Raw genomic sequence first — 21,424 nt, forward strand, 5'->3', positions numbered from 1 at the left:
TTATCGCAGGCAAGCCAGCTCCCACATTTGGAACTGTGAATACATTCAAAATGTAGGAGCTGGCTTGCCTGCGATGAGGCCCGAAAACCAGCCAATCACCCGCGCCGGGCACCACGCTCGCGCAGATACTCCAGCACCGCCCCCCGCTCCCCGGCAAACTCGATCCGCGCGCCCTTCTTCTCACGCTGGAACGCGTACATCGGGTCGTAGTATTCACGCAGCCCGACAATCCAGCCGCGGTGTAAATCCACGTTCCCCGAGCGGGCCTGCTCGGCCAGGGCGTCCTGCATCAGCCCGTGCAAGCGCTGGTAGCGTTCGCCGCCCAGGCGCTTGTGGATATTGGCCAGGCTCTGCACCAGACGCTCGGCGAACAGGCTGAAGCCCGCTTCGCCAAACTCGGCCTCGAACTGCGCGCACAGGTCGATGACATAGTCGCGCAAGACCCGCTCGACGCGGTTTTCCAGGCTTTCTTCCAGCCATACCATCGGGTACGCCTGCATGCCCCGGTGCAGGTTCAGCGGCAAGGCGCAGCTACCAATCATGCGGCTTTCATCTTCAAGCACGAACTGCTCGATCCCTTGCGCACGTTTTTTCAACACGTCCACCGCCAGGCGGTTTTCAAAGTCGATATTCGATGGCTGGCCCGTGGCGCGCTTGCCAAAGCTGGAGCCCCGGTGATTGGCATGACCCTCCAGGTCCAGGCCATTGCGCAACTGATGGAGCACCTCGGTCTTGCCACTGCCCGTCAGGCCACCCAGCAGGACAAAGTCACACTGCTCGACCGCCTGCTCCACAGTCTCCAGCAAGAAGGTACGCATGGCCTTGTAGCCACCGCCGACCCGGGGATAGTCGATCCCCGCTTCGTCCTTGAGCACCTTCTGCACCAAGTGCGAACGCAAGCCGCCACGGAAGCAATACAGGTAACCGTCAGGGTTGGCCTGGGCAAACGCGGTCCAGCGCGCCAATCGCTCCTGCAAAACGGCGCCGCTGACCAGTTGGTGCCCCAGCACAATCGCCGCCTGCTGCCCCTGCTGCTTATAACAAGTGCCCACCCGCTGGCGTTCGTCATCGTTCATCAACGGCAGGTTGACCACACCGGGGAACGCGCCCTTGACGAATTCGACCGGTGCGCGGGTGTCCATCATCGGCCGGTCGTTGAGAAAGATATCGCGGTAATCGGTAATGTCGATGGGCATCAAGACACCTCTACCGCGTTGCTCTGTCGCTCAACCAACTGGCCAATCGGCGCCAGGTTCAAGCCCAGTTCGGCAGCTGCCGCCAGAAACTCGGCTTCGCCCTCGAGCGTGACCGCCACCAGCAGCCCGCCACTGGTTTGCGGGTCGCACAGCACACGTTTGTGCAGTTCATTGATACGGCCCAACTGGCTGGCGTAGCTGTCGAAATTGCGCAGGGTGCCACCGGGCACGCAGCCCTGGTCCAGGTAGTACTCCACCCCCGGCAGGCGTGGGACTTTTTCGTATTCGATAAGGGCAGTCAAACCACTGCCGTCAGCCATTTCCACCAGGTGCCCGAGCAGGCCGAAACCGGTCACGTCGGTCATGGCGCTGACCCCGGCCAGCTTGCCGAAGCGGCTGCCGGGCTTGTTGAGGGTGCACATCCAGTCCCGCGCCAGGCCGATATCCGCCTGCCGCAGCTTGCCCTTCTTCTCGGCGGTGGTAAGGATGCCGATGCCCAGGGGTTTGGTCAGGTACAAACGGCAGCCAGCGGTGGCGGTGTCGTTGCGCTTCATATGGCGTTTGTGCACCAGCCCGGTGACGGCTAGGCCGAAGATCGGCTCCGGGGCGTCGATGGAATGGCCACCGGCCAGGGGGATGCCCGCTGCGTCGCACACCGCGCGGCCACCGCGAATCACTTCGCGGGCGATTTCCGGGGCCAGCACGTTGACTGGCCAGCCGAGAATCGCGATAGCCATCAACGGATCGCCGCCCATGGCGTAGATATCGCTGATGGCGTTGGTGGCGGCTATGCGCCCGAAATCGAAGGGGTCGTCGACGATCGGCATGAAAAAGTCAGTGGTGGACACCACCCCGCGCTCGTCGTCGATGGCGTACACCGCCGCGTCGTCCCGCGAGGCATTGCCCACCCAGAGCTTGGGGTCGAGGTTCTGCGCACCGCTGCCGGCGAGGATCACTTCCAGCACCTGCGGCGAAATCTTGCAGCCACATCCGGCACCGTGGCTGTACTGGGTCAGGCGAATCGGCTCGTTCATGGTGGACCTCAAGCTATCAAGTGCGGGGATTCTAACAGACAGCAAAAAGCCGGCTGGGCTCATGTGAGCGCAGCCGGCCTTTGGGTTCCAGCGGTTACTGGCGGGCAGCGAGCAAACGCTTGTGGCGATTGCGCCGCGCGATGTTCAGGCACTCGATGGCAGCCGAGAAAGCCATGGCCGCATACACGTAGCCTTTAGGCACATGGGCACCGAAGCCTTCGGCGATCAAGGTCATGCCGATCATGATCAAGAAGCCCAGGGCCAGCATGACCACAGTCGGGTTGTCGTTGATGAACTTGGCCAGGGGTTCAGCCGCCACCAGCATCACGATCACCGAGGTCACCACGGCAATGATCATGATCGGCAAATGCTCGGTCATGCCAACGGCGGTGATGATGCTGTCGATGGAGAACACCAGGTCAAGCAACAGGATCTGCCCGATGGCCGCGGCAAAGCCGATCGCCACGGTATTGCCGACGCTGGCTTTCTCTTCGGGCTCAGGGTCCATGCTGTGGTGGATCTCGGTCGTCGCCTTCCACACCAGGAACAGGCCACCGGCGATCAGGATCATGTCCTTCCACGAAAACGCCTGGCCGAACACTTCAAACACCGGCGCCGTCAGTTGCACGATAAACGCGATGGTGCTCAACAGGCCCAGGCGCAGTATCAGCGCCATGCTGATGCCGATGCGCCGTGCCTTGGCCCGGTGTTGCTCCGGCAGCTTGTTGGTGAGGATCGAGATGAAGATCAGGTTGTCGATCCCCAGCACGATTTCCATGACGATCAGCGTCGCCAGGGCCACCCAGGCGGTGGGGCTGGCGGCCAGCTGTAAAAGGTAATCCATAGGTCAGTCCTGACTGGGTGTACGGGAAATTAAGCTTCTTTGGAATCTGGCTCAGGCTTGGAATCCTGCTCTTGCTCGTCTTCCTTGGGGGCAATCAAACCCTGGGTCGCTTCGCTCAACGCCTGTTCGGCGGCTTTATGGGTGTCATCAATGGCCTGCTTGGCCGCTTCGCTGGCTTTGCCCAGCACCTGCTGGGTGCTCTTCTCGACCTGGTCGCAACCACTGAGCACCACTAATGAAAGCGCAAGCAACGACGCCGCGCCCAGGGAATTGAATTTCATGATGTATTCCTCGTTAGAACCGTTGGACCCAAGCATTGGGCCCGCGATAGCGAGGCATTCTAAGGAAGCGAACACTTCAGGAAAATTCGTATTTTTTTCGCTTATACTTCGGTTTACACGAAGTAACACTCTGCAACCGAGGCGCCTGATGCTCAATTACCGACAACTGCACTACTTCTGGGTAGTCGCCAAGACCGGCAGCATCGTGCGTGCCTGCGAGCAACTGAACCTCACGCCGCAGACCATCAGCGGGCAAATCAGCCTGTTGGAGCAGACATTTGGTATCGCACTGTTTCAACGAGTCGGCCGCCAACTGGAGCTGACCGAGGCTGGGCGCCAGGCCCTGCCCTATGCCGAGCAGATGTTCCAGACCGGCAATGAGCTGGAAGCGATGTTGCGCGCCCAGCCCAATGAACAGCAGATTGTGTTTCGCGTTGGCGTGGCGGACGTGGTGCCCAAGTCCATCGTCTATCGCCTGATCGCGCCGACCATGGAGTTGAGCGAGCCACTGCGCATTACCTGCCGTGAAGACAAACTCGAACGCCTGCTGGCCGACCTGGCGATCCAGCGTCTGGACCTGGTGATCTCCGACAGCCCGATGCCGACGCACCTGGACATCAAGGGCTACAGCCAGAAGCTTGGGGAATGCGGCATCAGTTTCTTCGCCACCCAGGCGTTGGCGGACCTGCACGGTGGTGATTTCCCACAGTGCCTGCACGGTGCGCCACTATTGATTCCCGGTGCCGAAACCGTAGTGCGCAGCCGTTTGCAGCGCTGGTTCGCCGAGCAGCAGATCCGCCCGAAAATCATCGGTGAGTTCGACGACAGCGCCTTGATGCAGGCCTTCGGCCAGTCCGGCAGCGGGATTTTCATTGCCCCCAGCGTGATTGCCGAGGAAGTGCTGCGCCAATACGGCGTGGCATTGATTGGCCAGACGGACGCGGTCACCGAGTCGTTCTATGCCATCTCGGTGGAACGCAAGGTCAAGCACCCCGGCATCGTGGCGATTACCGAAGGTGCTCGCCGCGAACTGTTTACCGCGTTGCCCGCCTAGGCGCAGGCGACCCGGGTCTTGGCGGTCATCAGCCACAGGGCCAGGAGAATCGACAGCAGGATAAAACCCGACGCGGCGAACCCCAGGCTGCCCAGGCCCAAGGTGTCGATCACCCGCCCGCCGACCATCGCGCCCAGGCCAATGCCCAGGTTGGCCCCGGCAATGTTCAAGGACGCGGCAAATGCCGGCGCATGGGGCGCCGCCTTCATCAAGCGCACATGGCTGACCAAAAACAGCGCCGCCTGGGTCACGCCCCAGATACCCATGGCCGCAGCCAGGCCGAGGGTGGAGTGGATCGCCGGTACCAGCGCCACCATGCCGGCAATCATAAAGCCGCAGAACACCATGGAGGCGATCAGCGGATGCTTGTCGACCATGCGTCCGCCCAGGGAATTGCCGATCAGCCCCACGGCGCCAAAGCCCATCAGGCACCAGCCCACCAGCGTGCCATCGAAGCCGGCCAGGCGCTCGAGAATGTCGGCCAGGTAGGTATAGGCAGTGAACATGCCGCTAAATACCAGGATCGACAGCAGTACGTGGCCCTGCATCAACGGGTTGCGCAGGATCTTGAACTGCGAACGCAGGGTCACCGCGTCCTTCTTCACTGTGGTCGCCGGCAGGTAAATCAACAGCAGCAATGCCTTGAGCACCGCCACCCCGGCGAGAATGCCGAAGGCGCTGCGCCAGCCGAACATATCGGAGATCAGCGTACCCACCGGGATGCCGAAGACCGTGGCGCAGACGATGCCGAAGCCGATCTTGGCAATCGCCCGGCCAGCGTAGTCCGGCCCGACGATGTCCACCGCCGTCTCGCTGGCCAGGGCCCAGAACACCGGCAATCCGAGGGCCGGAATCAGGCGGGCCACGGCCATTACCCAGATATTCGGCGCCAGCGCCGCCAGGGTGTTGGCCGCGCCGAACATCAACAGAATGCTGATAAACAGGCGCTTGCGCTCAAAGCGTGCGAAATACGCGGTGAGGAACGGCCCGAACGCGGCTACGGTGAAGGCAAACAGGGTCACCAGCAGACCAGCCTGGGACACGCTCACATCCAAATCACGGGCGATGGAGGGCAACAGGCCCACGATGACAAATTCGGTGGTCAACACCGTAAAACCGGCTGCGGACAGCAGCAGGATGGGCAACAACATGCACAACTCCAGAAACGGCGACGCCAGCGCTGACCCAAGGGCCCGCTGACAGAGAGATAAGAAGAGGATGGCGAATCTTAACAGAATGTGACCGGGGCACACACGGCCTTGGCGACTGAATGCCGCAGCAAACGGGATGTTTCCTACAGCATGTTAGACTTCGCGCCCTGCATAGCGCTGCACACATTAAAAAAACTAGAGACACTCTTATGACTGCTGCTCCTTCGCTGCTTCAACGCCTGCTGCGCGTCAGCCTGGTGACCCAAATTGTCATCGGCCTGGTTGCTGGCATCTTGCTAGCCCTGCTGTCGCCCAGTGCTGCCCTGTCCACCGCGTTCATCGGCAAGGTATTTGTCTCGGCGCTCAAGGCCGTGGCGCCCATCCTGGTGTTTGTGCTGGTGATGGCCTCGATTGCCAACCACAAGCATGGCCAGGAAACCCATATCCGGCCGATTCTGTTCCTGTACCTGCTGGGTACCTTTTCGGCGGCGGTGGTCGCGGTGATTGCAAGCACCCTGTTCCCGTCGAGCCTGGTGCTCAGCACCCATGACGTGGCCATCAGCGCTCCCGGCGGGATCGGCGAAGTGATGCAGAGCCTGTTGCTCAGCGTGGTGGACAACCCCGTCAGCGCGTTGATGAACGCCAACTTTATCGGGATCCTGGCGTGGGCCATCGGCATGGGCATCGCGATCCGTCATGCCGGGGAAACCACCCGTACCGTGCTGGACGACCTGTCCAACGGCGTCACGCTGATCGTGCGCGTGGTGATTCGCTTCGCACCGCTGGGGATTTTCGGCCTGGTGGCCTCGACCCTGGCCGCTTCTGGCTTTGATGCGCTGCTCGGTTATGCGCACCTGTTGCTGGTGCTGATCGGCTGCATGCTGTTCGTGGCCCTGGTGGTCAACCCGGCGATCGTGTTCTGGAAATTGCGTCGCAACCCCTACCCGCTGGTGCTGCTGTGCCTGCGTGAAAGCGGGATCACCGCCTTCTTCACCCGCAGCTCCGCGGCCAACATCCCGGTCAACCTGGCGTTGAGTGAGCGCCTGGGCCTGCACGAAGACACCTATTCGGTATCGATCCCGTTGGGTGCGACCATCAACATGGCCGGCGCCGCCATCACCATCACCGTGCTGACCCTGGCCGCCGTGCATACCCTGGGCATCGCGGTCGACCTGCCGACCGCCGTGCTGCTCAGCGTGGTGGCGGCGATCTGTGCCTGTGGCGCGTCGGGTGTGGCCGGGGGTTCGCTGTTGCTGATTCCACTGGCGTGCAGCCTGTTCGGCATTCCGAGTGAAATCGCCATGCAAGTGGTGGCCGTGGGCTTCATTATCGGGGTGTTGCAGGATTCGGCGGAAACCGCGCTGAATTCGTCTACCGACGTGCTATTCACCGCAGCGGCGTGCCTGGGCCACGAAGACAAGAACCCGGCCTGACACAACCCGGCAAGCAAGTAGGAGCTGGCTTGCCTGCGATAGCATCACCTCGGTCTATCAGTGATACCGAGGTGATGCTATCGCAGCGATGCGGCGATCCGACAAGCCAGCTCCCACACAAGCCCGCTCCCACATTTGTTTTTGCAGTGTTACTCAGGGCTTAGAACGCGCCCATGTAGTCACGCTTGCCCACTTCCACACCGTTATGACGCAGCAACGCGTAGGCGGTGGTGACGTGGAAGAAGAACTGCGGCAGACCATAGGTCAGCAGGTAGGACTGGCCGCTGAAGCGCTTCTCTTTAGGGGTGCCTGGGCGGGTGACGATCTCGATGCCTTCCTTGCCGTCGATCTGCGCCGGGGTAATGGTGTCGATGAAGGCCAGGACCTTGGCGATCAGCGCTTGCAGGTCGGCGAAGGTGACTTCGGTGTCTTCGTATTTCGGTACTTCAATCTCGGCCAGGCGCGCGGAAACACCCTTGGCAAAATCCACGGCGATCTGCACCTGGCGTACCAGCGGGAACATGTCCGGGAACAGACGCGCCTGCAGCAAGGCGTTCGGGTCGATGTTCTTGGCGGTGGCGTGGGCCTCGGCCTTGTTCAGCACATCGCTCAGGGCGTTGAGCATTTGCTTGAAGACCGGAAGGGAAGCGGCATACAGGGAAATAGTCATGACAGTCTCGACAGTGGTGACAGGGTTTGAACAGCCGCGATTATAGACATGAGCGCTGCTTGTCTTTTATTTTTTCGGGATTAGGCTAGTGGGCTCACTGCATAGGGAAAGCGCGATGACCGCCGAGCACGACACCACCTCCTCCGAGCCACGCCTGAACAGCACGGAAATCCGCGTTCTGGGCTGCCTGATCGAGAAGCAGGCCACCAACCCGGAAACCTACCCGCTGACCCTCAATGCCCTGGTCCTGGCCTGCAACCAGAAAACCAGCCGCGAACCGGTGATGAACCTCAGCCAGGGCCAGGTCGGCCAGAGCCTGCGCGCCCTGGAAGGCCGTGGCTTTACCAAACTGGTGATGGGCAGTCGCGCCGACCGCTGGGAACACCGCGTAGACAAGGCCCTGGAACTGGTGCCGGCGCAGGTGATTCTGACTGGCCTGCTATTCCTGCGCGGCCCGCAGACGGTCAACGAATTGCTGACCCGCAGCGGGCGCATGCATGACTTTGAAGATGCCGAGCAGGTGGTGCACCAACTGGAACGCCTGATCGCTCGCGATCTGGCGGTGCTGGTACCCAAGCAGGCCGGCCAGCGCGAAGACCGCTACACCCACTCCCTGGGCGACCCGGCGGATATCGAGGCGATCCTGGCCGCCCGTGGCAGCCCGGTGGAGCGCAGCAGCGCTGGCAGCGGGGTTCCTCTGGAACGCATCGAAGAGCTGGAGGCGCGGATTGCGGCGCTGGAAGAGCGCCTGTCCCGTCTCGAATAAACACCGCGTCCCCCTGTGGGAGCGGGCTTGCCCGCGATAGCGGTGGATCAGTTAACACATAGTTGACTGACACTCCGCCATCGCGGGCAAGCCCGCTCCTACATGGGCCCGCAGTGTTTTTGAGATTTTTTACTGGCGGGCGAAATTCACCGCCTTCTGGAACTGTTCGTCGGTCGGCCGGATGCCGGTGTACAGCACGAACTGCTCCAGGGCCTGGATCGCAATCACTTCCAGGCCGGTAATTACCCGCTTGCCCTGGGCCCTTCCCCGCACGATCAACGGTGTTTCGGCGGGGATCGCCACTACATCGAACACCGTGTCGGCCGCATCAATCGCGTCGGCTTCGAACGCCAGGTCCTGCGCCTGGGCGCCGCCGGTCATACCGATCGGCGTCACGTTGACCAACATCTGCGGGCGCGCCTTGCCCAATGTCGCCTGCCACTCATACCCCAGGTTGTGCGCCAGGGCCCGGCCCGCCGTTTCATTGCGCGCAACGATCAGCCCATTGGCATAGCCACCATCACGCAAGGCGCTGGCCACGGCCTTGGCCATGCCGCCGCTGCCGTGCAGGGCGAAGGTCGAGTCCTTGGGCACCGCGTGCTTTTGCAGGAGTTGCTCGATGGCGATGTAGTCGGTGTTGTAGGCCTTGAGGTGCCCGGCGGTGTTGACGATGGTGTTGATCGAGGCGATGGCGCGAGCCGAGTCGTCGAGTTCGTCCACCAACTCGATACAGGCCTCCTTGAACGGCATCGACACCCCGCAGCCACGGATACCCAAGGCCCGGATGCCGGCCACGGCGCCGTTCAGGTCTTGGCTGCTGAAGGCCTTGTAGTAGAAGTTCAGCCCCAACTGCTCATACAAATGGTTATGAAATCGCAGGCCGAAATTGCCTGGCCGGGCCGACAACGACATGCACAGCTGGGTATCCTTGTTAGGGTTCATCAGCATCAGTAACGCCTCTTCAAGTAAGCAAATCGGTACAGACCTTACACAACCTTTACCTAGTGGTAGTGCTGTTTTCCTGAAATACGTTGTCTTAAAAGTATCCCCGCGACAATCCTTGAGTCTATTGATTGCAGACCACAAGCGCAGGGGCCAACCGAGGAAAGACCATGATTCGTAAAATCCCCAGGATCGCCTTGCTGATCGGGGCACTCGCTGTAGCCGGCCAAGCCTGCGCCCATGGTGGCGGTTGGGGTGGCCCGGCCGTATTGGGTGCGGTTGTCGGTGCCGCCGTTGTGGGCTCAGTGATCGCCAGCCATGATCGGCCGGTATATGTGCAGCAACAACCGGTGTATTACCAACCGCAGCCGGTGTATGCCGCCCCGCCACCGGTCTATTACCAGCCGGCGCCGGTGTATGTGCAGCAGCCGGTGTATTACCGCCCGGCGCCGGTGTATTACGGGCCACCACGCGGTTATTACGGCCCGCCCCGCGGCTATTACGGGCGCGGCTGGTAAGCCCAGCAGAAAAAGCCTCGCCCTCCAGGCGGGGCTTTTTTATGGGCTGCCAGGTCTGAATAAATCTCGCCAAGGTCGCTATCGAGACAACGCCGACTGTTAAATCCGACATTATTAAGGCCAAAGTGCACTTGCCCAACCGGGGGGCGCGCTGTCATGTTTGTGTCACGCGGCACTCTCACTATCGAAACTGTCCCCCATAACAGGTCATAACAACAAGGACGACCCAGCATGCCCACACAAAACCCGCACCGTACCGCCGGCCTCTGCACTTCGAGCAAGGTCTACAGCGCCTTGACCGAACTCAAGCACCTGGAGGGCCATCGCAGCGCCAAGTTTCTCTCGCTGCTGGCAGAAAACCTGGTCCACAAGGGCCTGCTCAATGAGCAGGAAGTGCTGCACATGCTGGACCAGGTGGTTGACTGAACCCCTGCCGGCGCAGTCTCGGTCGCAGTGATGTTGACTATCGAGCAGGGTGATTTTCCCTCGCCGCCTGGCCGCCGTAAGGTGACTTCCATCAGCAATGGAGGTAGATATGCCCACTATCCAGATCATGTCCGTCATCGGCAGTGCCGTCCCCGGCCCCCTGCGGGAACTGGGTTTGCTCGCCTGCTGGTACCTGGTACGCGACGGTGAAGCCATCAGCGGCCCACTGACTTCACTACCCGATGCCCAAGCCCTGTCACGCAAGATGGCCCATTGCTTCTCAGCCTAGGGCAATGGCAGCCGCACCCGCGGTTTGGTCTCGACAAACAGCGCCCAGCTGGAGATAAACAGCGCGGCAATCAACGGCCCGATGACAAAGCCATTGAGGCCGAAGATCGACAGGCCGCCCAGGGTCGAGATCAGGATCAGGTAATCCGGCATTTTGGTGTCCTTGCCCACCAGGATCGGGCGCAGCACGTTGTCCACCAGGCCGATCACAAACACCCCGAACAAGGCCAGCACCACCCCCTGCCAGATTGAACCGCTGAGCAGGAAATAAGCGGCCACCGGCCCCCACACGATCCCCGCGCCCACGGCCGGCAGCAACGACAGAAACGCCATCAATACCGCCCAGAGCAACGCGCTGGGGATATCCAGGAACCAGAAGATCAGGCCGCCCAACGCGCCCTGGGTCACCGCCACCAGCACATTGCCCTTTACGGTCGCGCGCACCACGCGGTTGAACTTCAGTTGCAGGCGACGCTTCTGCGGCTCGGCCAGCGGCACCGCCGTGCGCACTTTGCGCACCAGGTCGGGGCCGTCGCGCAGCAGGAAGAACAGCAAGTACAGCATGATGAAAAAGCTCACCAGGAAATCAAAGGTGCCCTGGCCAAAGCTGAACGCCTGGCTGGCAAAGAACTGGCTGCCCTGCATCGCGCCCTTGACGATTTTCTCGCGCAGCCCTTCCAGGTTGCCCATGCCGAAGCGGTCCAGCAGGTGCTGGAAGTACGGTGGCAGGAAGTTCTTGAATTGTTCGATGTAACCGGCCACATCCAATTTGCCGCTTTCGACGTTCTTGTACAGCGTCGCCCCCTCCTGCACCAGCAAGGCGCTGGTGATGATCACCGGCAAGATCGCGATCACCAGGCACACCATCAGGGTACACAACGACGTCAGGTTGCGGTTCCAGCCAAACTTGAGCTGCAGGCGGCGCTGCATGGGCGCAAAGATGATCCCCAGGATGACCGCCCAGAACACTGCGCCATAGAACGGCAACAGGATCCAGAAGAATGCGAGGGTCACGATGACCAGCAGCAACAGCAGGGTTTTGAATTGCAGATTCGTTTGGTTCATGTCCGATCCGTACCAGAAAAACGCCGGGCGCCCAGCGCGCCCTGTTGCTTAGTCCGCCGGGCGTCGCACGAGTGCCATCTTTATTTCTACAGCGTAGACCCAGATCAATAAGCGCCCGCCCCGGCTCGGCTACCCTGCCGCCCTTTTGCGACCCAAATCCCCATGCTCCCTGTCCTTGCCCCCGAATTGCTCGCCCCTGCCGGCACCCTGAAAAACATGCGCTACGCCTTTGCCTACGGTGCCGACGCGGTCTACGCCGGCCAGCCGCGCTACAGCTTGCGGGTGCGCAACAACGAGTTCGACCACGCCAACCTGGCCCTGGGCATCGCCGAGGCGCAGGCCCAGGGCAAGCGCTTTTATGTGGTGGTCAACATTGCGCCGCACAACGCCAAGCTCAAAACCTTTCTCAAGGACCTGGAACCGGTGATCGCCATGGGCCCGGACGCGCTGATCATGTCCGACCCGGGCCTGATCATGCTGGTGCGCCGGCACTTCCCGCAGATGCCGATCCACCTGTCGGTACAGGCCAATACGGTGAACTGGGCCAGCGTCGAGTTCTGGCAGCAGCAAGGCATCTGCCGGATCATCCTGTCGCGGGAGCTGTCTCTGGAAGAAATCGCCGAGATCCGCCAGCACGTGCCGGCCATGGAGCTGGAAGTGTTTGTGCATGGCGCACTGTGCATGGCCTATTCCGGGCGCTGCCTGTTGTCCGGCTACATGAATAAGCGCGATGCAAACCAGGGCACCTGCACCAACGCCTGCCGCTGGAAATACCAGGCCACCCCGGCGGTCGAAAACACCGTGGGTGATATCGTCCAGCAGTATCAACCCGAGCCGACCCTGGGCCTTGGCGCGCCCACCGACCAGGTGTTCCTGCTGCAAGAGGCCAATCGCCCGGATGAGCAGATGCCGGCTTTCGAGGACGAGCACGGCACTTACATCATGAACGCCAAGGACCTGCGGGCGGTGCAGCACGTCGAGCGCCTGACGCAGATGGGCGTGCACTCGCTGAAGATCGAAGGCCGCACCAAATCCCACTTTTATGTGGCGCGCACCACCCAGGTGTACCGCCAGGCCATTGATGATGCAGTGGCCGGGCGCACGTTCGACCGGGGCTTGATGACCAACCTTGAGTCCCTGGCCCAGCGCGGCTACACCGAAGGTTTCCTGCGCCGCCATGTGCACGACGAGTACCAGAACTACCAGAACGGCAGCTCCGTCTCGGAACAACAGCAGTTTGTCGGGGAATTGACCGGCGAACGGCGCGGGGAACTGGCCGAGGTCAAGGTGAAGAACCGCTTTGCCGTGGGCAATCACCTGGAGTTGATGACCCCGGCGGGGAATTTCCACTTTGATTTGGGGATGATGCATAACGCCAAGGGTGAGGCGATCGAGGTGGCGCCGGGGGATGGGCATACGGTGTATGTGCCGGTGCCGTTGGAGATGGATATCGGGTTTGGGTTGTTGATGCGGGATGTGTAGCGGCTGTTAGGGCCTCATCGCGGGCAAGCCCGCTCCCACATTTTGACCGTGTTCACCGATCAAATGTGGGAGCGGGCTTGCCCGCGATGGGGCCAGAACCAGCACCGCAATCGCCAGGTCAGATCCTGAACTGCCCCACCAACCCCCACATTTTGAACTGTGAATACATTCAAATGTAGGAGCTGGCTTGCCTGCGATGAGGCCAGAACCAGCACCGCAATCGCCAGGTCACACCCTGAACTGCCCCACCAACTCCCCCATTTTGAACTGTGAATACATTCAAATGTAGGAGCTGGCTTGCCTGCGATGAGGCCAGAACCAGCACCCCAATTACCAGGTCAGATCCTGAACTGCCCCACCAACTGTCCCAACCGCTGCCCCAGTTCCGCCAGGCTGCGGGAGGTCTGCGCGCCCTGTTGGGTCTCGTCCGCCACGCTGTCCACCGCCACGGCAATCTGATGCACGCTGCGGTTGATCTCTTCGGCCACGGCGGTTTGCTCTTCAGCGGCGCTGGCGATCTGCGCGTTCATGGTGTTAATGGTGCCGATCAGCTGCGCCATGGTATCGAGGGACGCCCCGGCTTCATTGGCCTGGGCCGAAGTGCCGTCGCCGGCATCGCTGGAGCGGCGCATGGATTCCACGGCCGCCTCGGTGCCTTTTTGCAGGCGGTCGATCATGCCCTGGATTTCCTGGGTACTTTGTTGAGTGCGGCTGGCCAGCGCGCGGACTTCATCGGCCACCACCGCAAACCCACGCCCGGCTTCACCGGCACGGGCCGCTTCAATGGCGGCGTTGAGGGCCAGCAGGTTGGTTTGCTCGGCAATCGAACGGATCACCCCAAGCACACTGACAATCGACGACACGTCCTGTTGCAGGCTGTCCAGGGACACGCCACTGCTGCGGATGTCATTCACCAGCGCATGAATCTGCGCGATGCTGCCATCCACCACACGCTTGGCGGCCTGGCCTTCGGCGTCGGTCTGCTGCGCCGCCACCGCCGCGCCCTGGGCACTGCGCGCCACTTCATGGGCGGCGGATGACATTTCATTGATCGCGGTTGCCACCTGGTCGGTTTCCTGGCGCTGGCGCTCCATGGCCTGCTCCGAACGATGGGCCTGCTCGGACACCTGGCTGACCAGGCCGGTCAGTTGCGAAGTCATGTCGGTGATCTGGCGCACCAGGCCGTGGATCTTGTCGACAAACCGGTTGAACGAGCCCGCCAGTTCACCCAGTTCGTCCTGGCTGGTGATTGCCAGGCGGCGCGTCAAGTCACCTTCACCGGCGGCGATGTCGTCGAGGTTGGCCTTCATCAGGTGCAAGGGACGCAAGATGGTATTGGCCAGCAGCATGCCCACTGCTGCGATCAGCAACAGCAGCACCGCCGCAATACCGATAATGCTCAACAACACCCCTTCCATACGCTCGTTGACCTTGGCTTCCACCTCGCTGACCAGGGCGTCGATACCGTCGAGGTTGACTGACGTACCGATCACCATGTCCCACTTGGGCAGGTATTCGGTGTAGCCGAGCTTGGGCACCAGTTCGGTTTGCCCCGGCTGGGTCGAGCTGTATTGCAGGTAGTGGCTGCCGTCCTTGCCGACCTTCACCAGGTCGCGGTTGACGTAGACACCGTTGGGGTCGCGGTTGTCCTTGAAGCTTTTGCCCACGCCGTCGGGGCTGTTGCCCTTGAACAGGCGGATGGTTTCGGAGTCGTAGCCGAAGAAATAGCCGTCCTTGCCGTAGGTGGTGTTGGACAGCAACTTGACCACCTGCGCCCGCGCCTCTGTGTCGCCAGGGGCTGCGGCGTCGTACAGCGGCTTGATGGTGGTCATCGCCACCTCGACATAACTTTGCAGGGTGGCCTTGGCGTTGTTGAGCAGGCGCTGGCGGGTTTCGGCCACCTCGGTGCGCGCCTGTTCCTTGAGGATCCACACCGTGGTCAGGCTGATGACCACCGCGAACAACAACACCGGCAATACGGCAAGGGACAGGACTTTGGCCTTCAGACTCAGACGCATGGATCTTCTCTCTTGTAGGGCAACGTTAAGAGGTTAACGGCCCGCAGAGAAAAAACTGTAGGAGCCGGCAAGCCGACTCCTACAGGGGGTGTTACAGGGTCATCGCGGCAAACCAGCCGAACACCAGCAACGGCAGGTTGTAGTGCAGGAAGGTCGGGACCACGGTGTCCCAGATATGGTGATGCTGGCCGTCGATATTCAGACCCGAGGTCGGCCCCAGGGTGGAGTCCGACGCGGGAGAGCCGGCATCGCCTAGGGCCCCGGCGGTGCCGACGATGCAGACGATGGCCAGCGGGCTGAACCCCAGTTGCACACACAGCGGCACAAAAATCGCCGCAAGGATCGGCACGGTGGAGAATGACGAGCCAATGCCCATGGTCACCAGCAGGCCCACCAGCAGCATCAACAGCGCCCCCACGCCACGGCTGTGGCCGATGAAGGCGGCGGAGGCCTGCACCAGCGTCTGTACCTGGCCGGTAGCCTTGAGCACTTCGGCAAACCCGGAAGACGCGATCATGATGAAGCCGATCATCGCCATCATCTTCATGCCTTCGGTGAACAGGTCATCGGTGTCGCGCCAGCGCACGATGCCCGATACCGAGAAGATCAGGAAACCCGCCAGGGCGCCGATGATCATCGAGTCCAGCCACAACTGGATAATAAAGGCCGAGGCAATGGCCAGCCCGGCCACCAGCAGGGTCAGCGGGTTGTATTGCACCGCCACTTGCTCGACCCGTTCGATTTTCTCCAGGTCATAGACGCGCTTTTTGCGGTAGCTGATAAACACCGCCACCAGCAGGCCGAACACCATGCCCAGCGCCGGGATGCCCATGGCATGGGTGACATTGACCTGGCTGATATCCACCCCGCTCTTGGCAACGTTGGCCAGCAGGATCTGGTTGAGGAAGATGTTGCCGAAGCCCACCGGCAGGAACATGTACGGGGTGATCAGGCCGAAGGTCATGACGCAGGCGATCAGGCGCCGGTCAATCTGCAACTTGGTCAGTACATACAGCAGCGGTGGCACCAGCAACGGGATAAAGGCGATATGGATCGGCAGGATGTTCTGCGAGGCAATCGCCACCGCCCCCAGCAGGCAGATCAGCAGCCATTTGACGTGACTGCCGCCGGTAGCCTCCTGGCGGTCCACCAGCAGCAGGGCCTTGTCCGCCAGGGCGTGGGCCAGGCCGGACTTGGCAATCGCCACGGCGAAAGCACCGAGCAACGCGTAGGACAGCGCCACTGTGGCACCGCCGCCCAGGCCGCTGTTGAACGCGCTGAGCGTCGCGTCGATCCCCAGGCCGCCGGTCAAGCCGCCGACCAGCGCGCCGACGATGATCGCGATGACCACATGCACGCGGGACAGGCTGAGCACGAGCATGGTACCGACCGCGGCGATTACTGCGTTAATCATGGTTACCTCAAGACAGAAACATAAAAACAACACGCGCCGGCGCCCTGGCCAGATGGCGACCACGGCACACGCAGAAAGGGAGTTTTATTAGAGGGCGCGCACTTTGCAGCAGCCGGCGCGTCATGTCAAAGCACGACGTCGCAAACAGAATTCAATTGATCGTATGAATAAAGAAAAAAACCACGCGGCCGATACAACGGATCATCTCTGTCGTAACGAAAGGTTAAGGATCTCCATGTCGCTCAGGCAGCTGTCCATTCAATGGAAAATCACCCTCCTCGCCGGCCTTTGTCTGTTGGGGATCGTGACCCTGCTGGTGGGTCTGTCGCTGTATCGGATGGACCAGAGCTCACAAAGGGTCCAGACCTCCAGTACGCAGATGCTCAATGTCGCGGCCCAATCGCGCATCGAAGCCCAGGGTGAAGTCCAGGCCCTGGGCATCCGCCAGCAATTTATGGACGCCTATCAGTACGGCCATGGTTTTTCGCGCCAGGTGCTGTTTTTGCGCGAACAGGCCGAGAAGCGCTTTCTCGATGCCTTCGACCTGCGTGAGGACCTGACCCGCCAGGTCAAGGCTGCCCTGCAAGCCAACCCGGACCTGCTGGGCCTGTCCCTGGTCTTTGAAGCCAACGCCCTGGATGGCAAGGATGAGCTGTTCGCCGGCCAGGCGGAGCTGGGCAGCAATGAAAAGGGACGCTTTGCCCTGTACTGGTCGCAGCCGACACCCGGCACGCTGACCTCGATGGCGCTGCCGGAAAGCGATATGTCCGACACCAGCGTCGGCCCCAGCGGCGAAAAGGCCAACACCTGGTTCACCTGCCCGCGCAGCACGCTCAAGCCGTGTGTGATCGAGCCGTACTTCTATGTGATCGACGGGCACAACGTATTGCTGACCAGCATCGTGTTCCCGCTCATGGTCAATGGCAAAGTCATCGCCTCGCTGTCGGTGGACATCAACCTCAACAGCCTGCAGGCCGTCAGCCAGAACGCCAGCCGCAAACTGTATGACGGCCAGACCAACGTCAGCATCATCAGCCCGGTGGGTTTGCTCGCCGGCTACAGCCCGGATGCCAGCAAGCTCAGCCAGCGCCTGGACAGCGTGGATACCGCCAGCGGCGCGCAACTGATCAGCGCCATGGCCAGCAGCACCCAGACCTACAGCCTGCGTACCGATCATCAACTCAAGGTCCTGGCCCCCTTCCAGCCCATTCCCAATGGCAAGTCCTGGGGCGTGTTGCTGGATGTGCCGGAACAAGTCCTGATCGGCCCCGCGCAAGCCCTCAAGGCCGAGCTGGATGCCGACAACACCAAAGGCACCCTGCTGGAACTGGGCCTGGGCCTGCTCGCCGCCATCGTCGGCTTGCTGTTGGTGTGGCTGATGGCCCGCAGCGTGACCCGGCCGATCCTCGGCGTGGCCCGTATGCTGGAGGATATCGCCAGCGGCGAAGGCGACCTGACCCGGCGCCTGGCCTACGACAAGCGCGATGAGCTGGGCGAGTTGGCCAGTTGGTTCAACCGCTTCCTCGACAAACTGCAACCGATCATTGCCGAGGTCAAACGCTCGGTACAGGACGCGCGCAGCACCGCCGACCAATCGGCGGCGATTGCCAGCCAGACCAGCGCCGGCATGGACCAGCAGTACCGCCAGGTGGATCAGGTGGCCACCGCCTCCCACGAAATGAGCGCCACCGCCCAGGATGTCGCGCGCAGCGCCGCCCAGGCAGCACAAGCCGCCCGCGATGCCGACCAGGCCACCCGCGAAGGCCTGACCGTGATCGACCGCACCACCACCAGCATCGGCCACCTGGCCGCCGACATGAGTACGGCGATGGCCCAGGTCGAAGGCCTGGCGGCCAATAGCGAGCAGATCGGTTCAGTGCTGGAAGTGATCCGCGCGATTGCCGAACAGACCAACCTGTTGGCGCTCAACGCCGCCATCGAAGCCGCCCGCGCCGGTGAGGCCGGGCGCGGTTTTGCGGTGGTGGCGGACGAAGTGCGCAACCTCGCGCGGCGCACCCAGGAGTCGGTGGAAGAAACCCGCCAAGTGATCGAACAGTTGCAAAACGGCACCCAGGAAGTGGTGAGTTCCATGAACAACAGCCACCGCCAGGCCCAGGGCAGTGTCGAGCAGGTGGGCCAGGCCGTCACGGCATTGCGCCAGATCGGCGACGCCGTGACTGTGATCAGCGACATGAACCTGCAGATCGCCAGCGCCGCCGAACAGCAAAGCGCGGTGGCCGAGGAGATCAACAGCAACGTGGCGACGATTCGCGACGTGACCGAGTCGCTGTCGGAACAAGCCAATGAATCGGCGCGGGTCAGCCAGACGCTGAACAGCCTGGCCAATCAGCAACAGGGGTTGATGGACCAGTTCCGAGTCTGATGGCGCCTTAAAATGCGCGGGGCCTGGCGCTGGATGCAACATCCAGCTCACACCCCCACAGCTCCAGCGCCGGTCGGCTCGCGTGTGGCGGGCCGAGCCAGGCACTCAGCCAGTGGCAGCGCTGGTTGAAGCACACTTGATAATCCCCGGCCTCGGGGGCTCGCCCCACACGTAACGGTTGCACAGGCGGCAACTGACGCCGGTAATGCCAACTGCCCTCGCGCAGTTCGGCGCCGTGCGGGATTTCCATGCCTGCCCCGGAACCCTTGACCCGCGCCTCGCCCAGCAGCAATCCCTCGGGCGTTACGCGGTAGTCCTCCTCCCAGCGCACTTTCTCAACGGTATGGGTCCAGGCCAGGGTGAAGGCTGGCGTGGGGATTTGTGCCCAGACCGCGCCGGCCAACCCCAGGCACAGGCCGATCACGCAGTGGCCACCTGAGCTCGGCGAGCACGCCAGCAGTGCTGTGCGATCAACAGTACGGCCAGGGCGAAGCCGATTTCATCGCTTAACGGCGTCGCCAGAATCAGGCTGGCACCGGCGGCAAAGCCCAGCATGCGTTCCCACCCACTGAGCCGGGTCTGCAGGTAACCGGTGAACACTGCGCCCCAGATGCCAATGGCCAGCAGCGCCTTGGCCACCACATACAGTGTGGCCAGCAGACTATCGCCCTGGAGCATCAACGCCGGCTCGTACACCGCCATGAACGGCACGACAAACCCGGCCACCGCGATGCGGATCGCCCACAGGCTGATGTTCAGGCCGCTTGCCCGGGCAATCGGCGCCGCCGCGAAACAGGCCAGCGCCACCGGTGGCGTGAGGTCCGCCATGATGCCGAAATAGAACACGAACATGTGCGACACAATCAGCGGCACCCCCAGGTCGAGCAAGGCCGGGGCGGCAATCGAACTGGTGATGATGTAGTTGGGAATGGTCGGGATGCCCATGCCCAGCACCAGGCAAGTGAGCATGGTGAGCAGCAGCGACAGGAACAGGCTGTCCCGGCCGATGGCAAGGATATAGCCGGCAAAGGTGGAGGCCACCCCGGTCAGCGACACCACGCCGATGATCACCCCCACCAGGGCGCAGGCGATGCCCACCGGCACCGCATGGCGCGCGCCTTCGACCAGCGCATGCAGGCAGAGGCCCAGGGTGTCGCGGCCGCCCTTGATAAACCAGCACACCGCCACCAGCAGCACCACCACCCCGAACACCATGCCGATACCCAGCCGGAAGAACCCCGCGCAGAGCACGCCCAGGGCAATCCAGAAGGCAAAGCGCATGACCCTGGATGAAACACGCAGGATGATCGCCGAACCAAGAATCACGATGGACGTCAGTGCCAGGCCGACCATGCCCGAGAACAACGGTGTGCGCCCGGAGAACAGCAGGTAGATCAGCACCAACAGCGGTATCAGCAAGTACCAGCGCTGTTTGACCGCCGCCCAGGGGTTGGGGCATTCGCTCTTGGGCAGGCCACACAGGTTGGAGCGCCGGGCTTCCAGGTGAACCATCCAGAACACCGAGCCGAAGTACAGCAAGGCCGGAATCAGCGCGGCCCTGGCCACCTCGAAGAATGGCACGTTGATCGTCTCGGCCATGATAAACGCCACTGCACCCATGATCGGCGGCATGATCTGGCTGCCCATCGACGAGGTCGCTTCCACGCCGCCGGCAAACGCCGATTTGTAGCCAAAGCGCTTCATCAACGGGATGGTGAACTGGCCGGTAGTGACCACGTTGGCCACGCCCGAACCGGTGATGGTGCCCATCAGTGCCGACGACACCACCGAAACCTTGGCCGGGCCACCGAGCTTGTGGCCGAACAGGCCCATGGCGAAATCGGTGAACAGCTTGATCATCCCGGCCTGTTCAAGGAATGCGCCGAACAGGATGAACAGGAAGATGTAAGTGGCTGAAACATAGGTCGGCGTGCCATACAGCCCCTCGGTGCCAAAGGCCAGTTGGTTGACGATCTGGTCGATGGCGTAGCCACGGTGCATCAAGTCGCCCGGCAGGTACTGGCCGAACAGGCCGTAGGCCAGGAACAGCGCACAAATCAGTGGCAGGGCGATGCCCATCACCCGTCGCGCAGCTTCAAATACCAGCACGATCAGCAGCAGGCCGACGAGCATGTCACTGCCAGTCAGGTCGCCGGAGCGTTGAATCAGGTCGGCTTCGAAATACCACTGGTAGAACGCCGTGGCCATCCCGGCCAGCCCCAGCAGCCAGGCCAGCGGTTGCCAGGGCTGGGCCCTGCCCCGCGCCGGAAAACACATAAACACCACCAGTAACAGGAAGCCCACGTGCACGGCCCGCAGAATCTGGCTGGAAACCGGGTGGAAGGCGGCGGTGATGATCTGGAAGGTGGAAAACAACAGCGCGACATAGAACAGGGCTCGGGGCCAATCCCTGGGATTGGCGGCGAGGCTTTGGTCTTGCTCACTCATGGAGGCACTCC

General features: G+C 62.0%; 20 protein-coding genes. 8 read left to right on the forward strand and 12 right to left on the reverse strand.

The window, feature by feature from the left end; genetic code table 11:
• Positions 1–95 precede the first annotated feature (95 nt).
• The 4 genes from mnmH to AC19YY_RS05335 form a co-directional block, all read right to left on the reverse strand.
• The gene (gene mnmH / locus AC19YY_RS05320) at positions 96–1,196 is read right to left on the reverse strand and encodes a tRNA 2-selenouridine(34) synthase MnmH (RefSeq protein WP_492634403.1); all 1,101 of its coding nucleotides are present in this window, start codon (positions 1,194–1,196) and stop codon (positions 96–98) included.
• Entirely contained in the window at positions 1,196–2,230 is a 1,035-nt protein-coding gene (selD, locus tag AC19YY_RS05325) for a selenide, water dikinase SelD (protein WP_492634402.1), read from the reverse strand. Before selD ends, mnmH begins: the two co-directional genes overlap by 1 nt.
• 94 nt (positions 2,231–2,324) lie before the next feature.
• Complete coding sequence (locus AC19YY_RS05330) at positions 2,325–3,074, reverse strand: TerC family protein (RefSeq protein WP_057726241.1); 750 nt, start codon at positions 3,072–3,074, stop codon at positions 2,325–2,327.
• Positions 3,075–3,103: 29 nt separating this feature from the next.
• Positions 3,104–3,355: a hypothetical protein gene (locus tag AC19YY_RS05335; protein WP_170043178.1), complete on the reverse strand. Its 252-nt coding sequence runs from the start codon at positions 3,353–3,355 to the stop codon at positions 3,104–3,106.
• 148 nt (positions 3,356–3,503) lie between these two features.
• On the opposite strand from AC19YY_RS05335, the gene nhaR reads away from it, so the two are divergent.
• Positions 3,504–4,409, forward strand: coding sequence for a transcriptional activator NhaR (gene nhaR, locus AC19YY_RS05340; protein ID WP_169956198.1), 906 nt, complete (start codon positions 3,504–3,506; stop codon positions 4,407–4,409).
• Here nhaR and AC19YY_RS05345 read toward each other — a convergent pair.
• Entirely contained in the window at positions 4,406–5,560 is a 1,155-nt protein-coding gene (locus AC19YY_RS05345) for an MFS transporter (protein ID WP_170043180.1), read from the reverse strand. The genes nhaR and AC19YY_RS05345 overlap by 4 nt on opposite strands.
• Before the next feature lie 209 nt (positions 5,561–5,769).
• On the opposite strand from AC19YY_RS05345, the gene sstT reads away from it, so the two are divergent.
• Positions 5,770–6,993, forward strand: a complete 1,224-nt coding sequence (gene sstT / locus AC19YY_RS05350) for a serine/threonine transporter SstT (RefSeq protein ID WP_169956202.1) — start codon at positions 5,770–5,772, stop codon at positions 6,991–6,993.
• A gap of 160 nt (positions 6,994–7,153) precedes the next feature.
• On the opposite strand, the gene AC19YY_RS05355 is transcribed toward sstT, so the two are convergent.
• Complete coding sequence (locus AC19YY_RS05355; RefSeq protein ID WP_057439460.1) at positions 7,154–7,663, reverse strand: DUF1993 domain-containing protein; 510 nt, start codon at positions 7,661–7,663, stop codon at positions 7,154–7,156.
• 115 nt (positions 7,664–7,778) lie between these two features.
• Between AC19YY_RS05355 and AC19YY_RS05360 the strand changes: the two genes are divergently transcribed.
• The gene (locus AC19YY_RS05360; protein WP_169956206.1) at positions 7,779–8,429 is read left to right on the forward strand and encodes a YceH family protein; all 651 of its coding nucleotides are present in this window, start codon (positions 7,779–7,781) and stop codon (positions 8,427–8,429) included.
• A 129-nt stretch (positions 8,430–8,558) separates the two neighbouring features.
• Here the strand turns inward: AC19YY_RS05360 and AC19YY_RS05365 are convergent, their stop codons facing one another.
• The gene (locus AC19YY_RS05365; RefSeq protein WP_170057903.1) at positions 8,559–9,377 is read right to left on the reverse strand and encodes a shikimate 5-dehydrogenase; all 819 of its coding nucleotides are present in this window, start codon (positions 9,375–9,377) and stop codon (positions 8,559–8,561) included.
• Between the two features lie 164 nt (positions 9,378–9,541).
• Here AC19YY_RS05365 and AC19YY_RS05370 point away from each other — a divergent pair, with 164 nt between their 5' ends.
• The 3 genes from AC19YY_RS05370 to AC19YY_RS05380 all read left to right on the forward strand — a co-directional run bounded on the left by AC19YY_RS05370 (position 9,542) and on the right by AC19YY_RS05380 (position 10,604).
• Positions 9,542–9,889 (forward strand): hypothetical protein, encoded by a 348-nt coding sequence (locus AC19YY_RS05370; RefSeq protein ID WP_169956210.1) that lies wholly within the window; start codon positions 9,542–9,544, stop codon positions 9,887–9,889.
• Between the two features lie 231 nt (positions 9,890–10,120).
• Positions 10,121–10,315: a hypothetical protein gene (locus AC19YY_RS05375; RefSeq protein ID WP_029296627.1), complete on the forward strand. Its 195-nt coding sequence runs from the start codon at positions 10,121–10,123 to the stop codon at positions 10,313–10,315.
• Positions 10,316–10,424: 109 nt separating this feature from the next.
• Positions 10,425–10,604: a hypothetical protein gene (locus AC19YY_RS05380; RefSeq protein WP_169956212.1), complete on the forward strand. Its 180-nt coding sequence runs from the start codon at positions 10,425–10,427 to the stop codon at positions 10,602–10,604.
• Here the strand turns inward: AC19YY_RS05380 and AC19YY_RS05385 are convergent.
• On the reverse strand, positions 10,601–11,668 hold the full coding sequence (locus AC19YY_RS05385) for an AI-2E family transporter (protein WP_169956214.1): 1,068 nt from the start codon (positions 11,666–11,668) through the stop codon (positions 10,601–10,603). The two genes, AC19YY_RS05380 and AC19YY_RS05385, sit on opposite strands and share 4 nt — an antisense overlap.
• Positions 11,669–11,830: 162 nt before the next feature.
• On the opposite strand from AC19YY_RS05385, the gene trhP reads away from it, so the two are divergent.
• Positions 11,831–13,150, forward strand: coding sequence for a prephenate-dependent tRNA uridine(34) hydroxylase TrhP (gene trhP, locus AC19YY_RS05390; protein WP_170057902.1), 1,320 nt, complete (start codon positions 11,831–11,833; stop codon positions 13,148–13,150).
• Positions 13,151–13,488: 338 nt separating this feature from the next.
• Here trhP and ctpM read toward each other — a convergent pair whose 3' ends face one another.
• Complete coding sequence (gene ctpM, locus AC19YY_RS05395; RefSeq protein WP_172314221.1) at positions 13,489–15,168, reverse strand: methyl-accepting chemotaxis protein CtpM; 1,680 nt, start codon at positions 15,166–15,168, stop codon at positions 13,489–13,491.
• A 91-nt stretch (positions 15,169–15,259) separates the two neighbouring features.
• Entirely contained in the window at positions 15,260–16,579 is a 1,320-nt protein-coding gene (locus AC19YY_RS05400) for a Na+/H+ antiporter family protein (protein WP_166647879.1), read from the reverse strand.
• A 238-nt stretch (positions 16,580–16,817) separates the two neighbouring features.
• Between AC19YY_RS05400 and AC19YY_RS05405 the strand changes: the two genes are divergently transcribed.
• Positions 16,818–18,965: a methyl-accepting chemotaxis protein gene (locus AC19YY_RS05405; protein ID WP_169957034.1), complete on the forward strand. Its 2,148-nt coding sequence runs from the start codon at positions 16,818–16,820 to the stop codon at positions 18,963–18,965.
• Positions 18,966–18,972: 7 nt separating this feature from the next.
• Here AC19YY_RS05405 and AC19YY_RS05410 read toward each other — a convergent pair whose 3' ends face one another.
• On the reverse strand, positions 18,973–19,389 hold the full coding sequence (locus AC19YY_RS05410; RefSeq protein ID WP_172314225.1) for a DUF1850 domain-containing protein: 417 nt from the start codon (positions 19,387–19,389) through the stop codon (positions 18,973–18,975).
• A complete protein-coding gene (locus AC19YY_RS05415; protein WP_500603921.1) occupies positions 19,386–21,413 on the reverse strand; it encodes a TRAP transporter permease in 2,028 nt (675 codons plus the stop codon). The genes AC19YY_RS05410 and AC19YY_RS05415 overlap by 4 nt, the downstream gene beginning before the upstream one ends.
• Positions 21,414–21,424 lie beyond the last annotated feature (11 nt).

This window comes from Pseudomonas sp. MF09156 (assembly GCF_059862305.1).

What these genes read in the sequence shown, in the direction of transcription:
- mnmH (WP_492634403.1), bottom strand. Translation starts at nt 1,196, where the DNA reads ATGCCCATCGACATTACCGATTACCGCGATATCTTTCTCAACGACCGG.
- selD (WP_492634402.1), bottom strand. Translation starts at nt 2,230, where the DNA reads ATGAACGAGCCGATTCGCCTGACCCAGTACAGCCACGGTGCCGGATGT.
- AC19YY_RS05330 (WP_057726241.1), bottom strand. Translation starts at nt 3,074, where the DNA reads ATGGATTACCTTTTACAGCTGGCCGCCAGCCCCACCGCCTGGGTGGCC.
- AC19YY_RS05335 (WP_170043178.1), bottom strand. Translation starts at nt 3,355, where the DNA reads ATGAAATTCAATTCCCTGGGCGCGGCGTCGTTGCTTGCGCTTTCATTA.
- nhaR (WP_169956198.1), top strand. Translation starts at nt 3,504, where the DNA reads ATGCTCAATTACCGACAACTGCACTACTTCTGGGTAGTCGCCAAGACC.
- AC19YY_RS05345 (WP_170043180.1), bottom strand. Translation starts at nt 5,560, where the DNA reads ATGTTGTTGCCCATCCTGCTGCTGTCCGCAGCCGGTTTTACGGTGTTG.
- sstT (WP_169956202.1), top strand. Translation starts at nt 5,770, where the DNA reads ATGACTGCTGCTCCTTCGCTGCTTCAACGCCTGCTGCGCGTCAGCCTG.
- AC19YY_RS05355 (WP_057439460.1), bottom strand. Translation starts at nt 7,663, where the DNA reads ATGACTATTTCCCTGTATGCCGCTTCCCTTCCGGTCTTCAAGCAAATG.
- AC19YY_RS05360 (WP_169956206.1), top strand. Translation starts at nt 7,779, where the DNA reads ATGACCGCCGAGCACGACACCACCTCCTCCGAGCCACGCCTGAACAGC.
- AC19YY_RS05365 (WP_170057903.1), bottom strand. Translation starts at nt 9,377, where the DNA reads ATGCTGATGAACCCTAACAAGGATACCCAGCTGTGCATGTCGTTGTCG.
- AC19YY_RS05370 (WP_169956210.1), top strand. Translation starts at nt 9,542, where the DNA reads ATGATTCGTAAAATCCCCAGGATCGCCTTGCTGATCGGGGCACTCGCT.
- AC19YY_RS05375 (WP_029296627.1), top strand. Translation starts at nt 10,121, where the DNA reads ATGCCCACACAAAACCCGCACCGTACCGCCGGCCTCTGCACTTCGAGC.
- AC19YY_RS05380 (WP_169956212.1), top strand. Translation starts at nt 10,425, where the DNA reads ATGCCCACTATCCAGATCATGTCCGTCATCGGCAGTGCCGTCCCCGGC.
- AC19YY_RS05385 (WP_169956214.1), bottom strand. Translation starts at nt 11,668, where the DNA reads ATGAACCAAACGAATCTGCAATTCAAAACCCTGCTGTTGCTGCTGGTC.
- trhP (WP_170057902.1), top strand. Translation starts at nt 11,831, where the DNA reads ATGCTCCCTGTCCTTGCCCCCGAATTGCTCGCCCCTGCCGGCACCCTG.
- ctpM (WP_172314221.1), bottom strand. Translation starts at nt 15,168, where the DNA reads ATGCGTCTGAGTCTGAAGGCCAAAGTCCTGTCCCTTGCCGTATTGCCG.
- AC19YY_RS05405 (WP_169957034.1), top strand. Translation starts at nt 16,818, where the DNA reads ATGTCGCTCAGGCAGCTGTCCATTCAATGGAAAATCACCCTCCTCGCC.
- AC19YY_RS05415 (WP_500603921.1), bottom strand. Translation starts at nt 21,413, where the DNA reads ATGAGTGAGCAAGACCAAAGCCTCGCCGCCAATCCCAGGGATTGGCCC.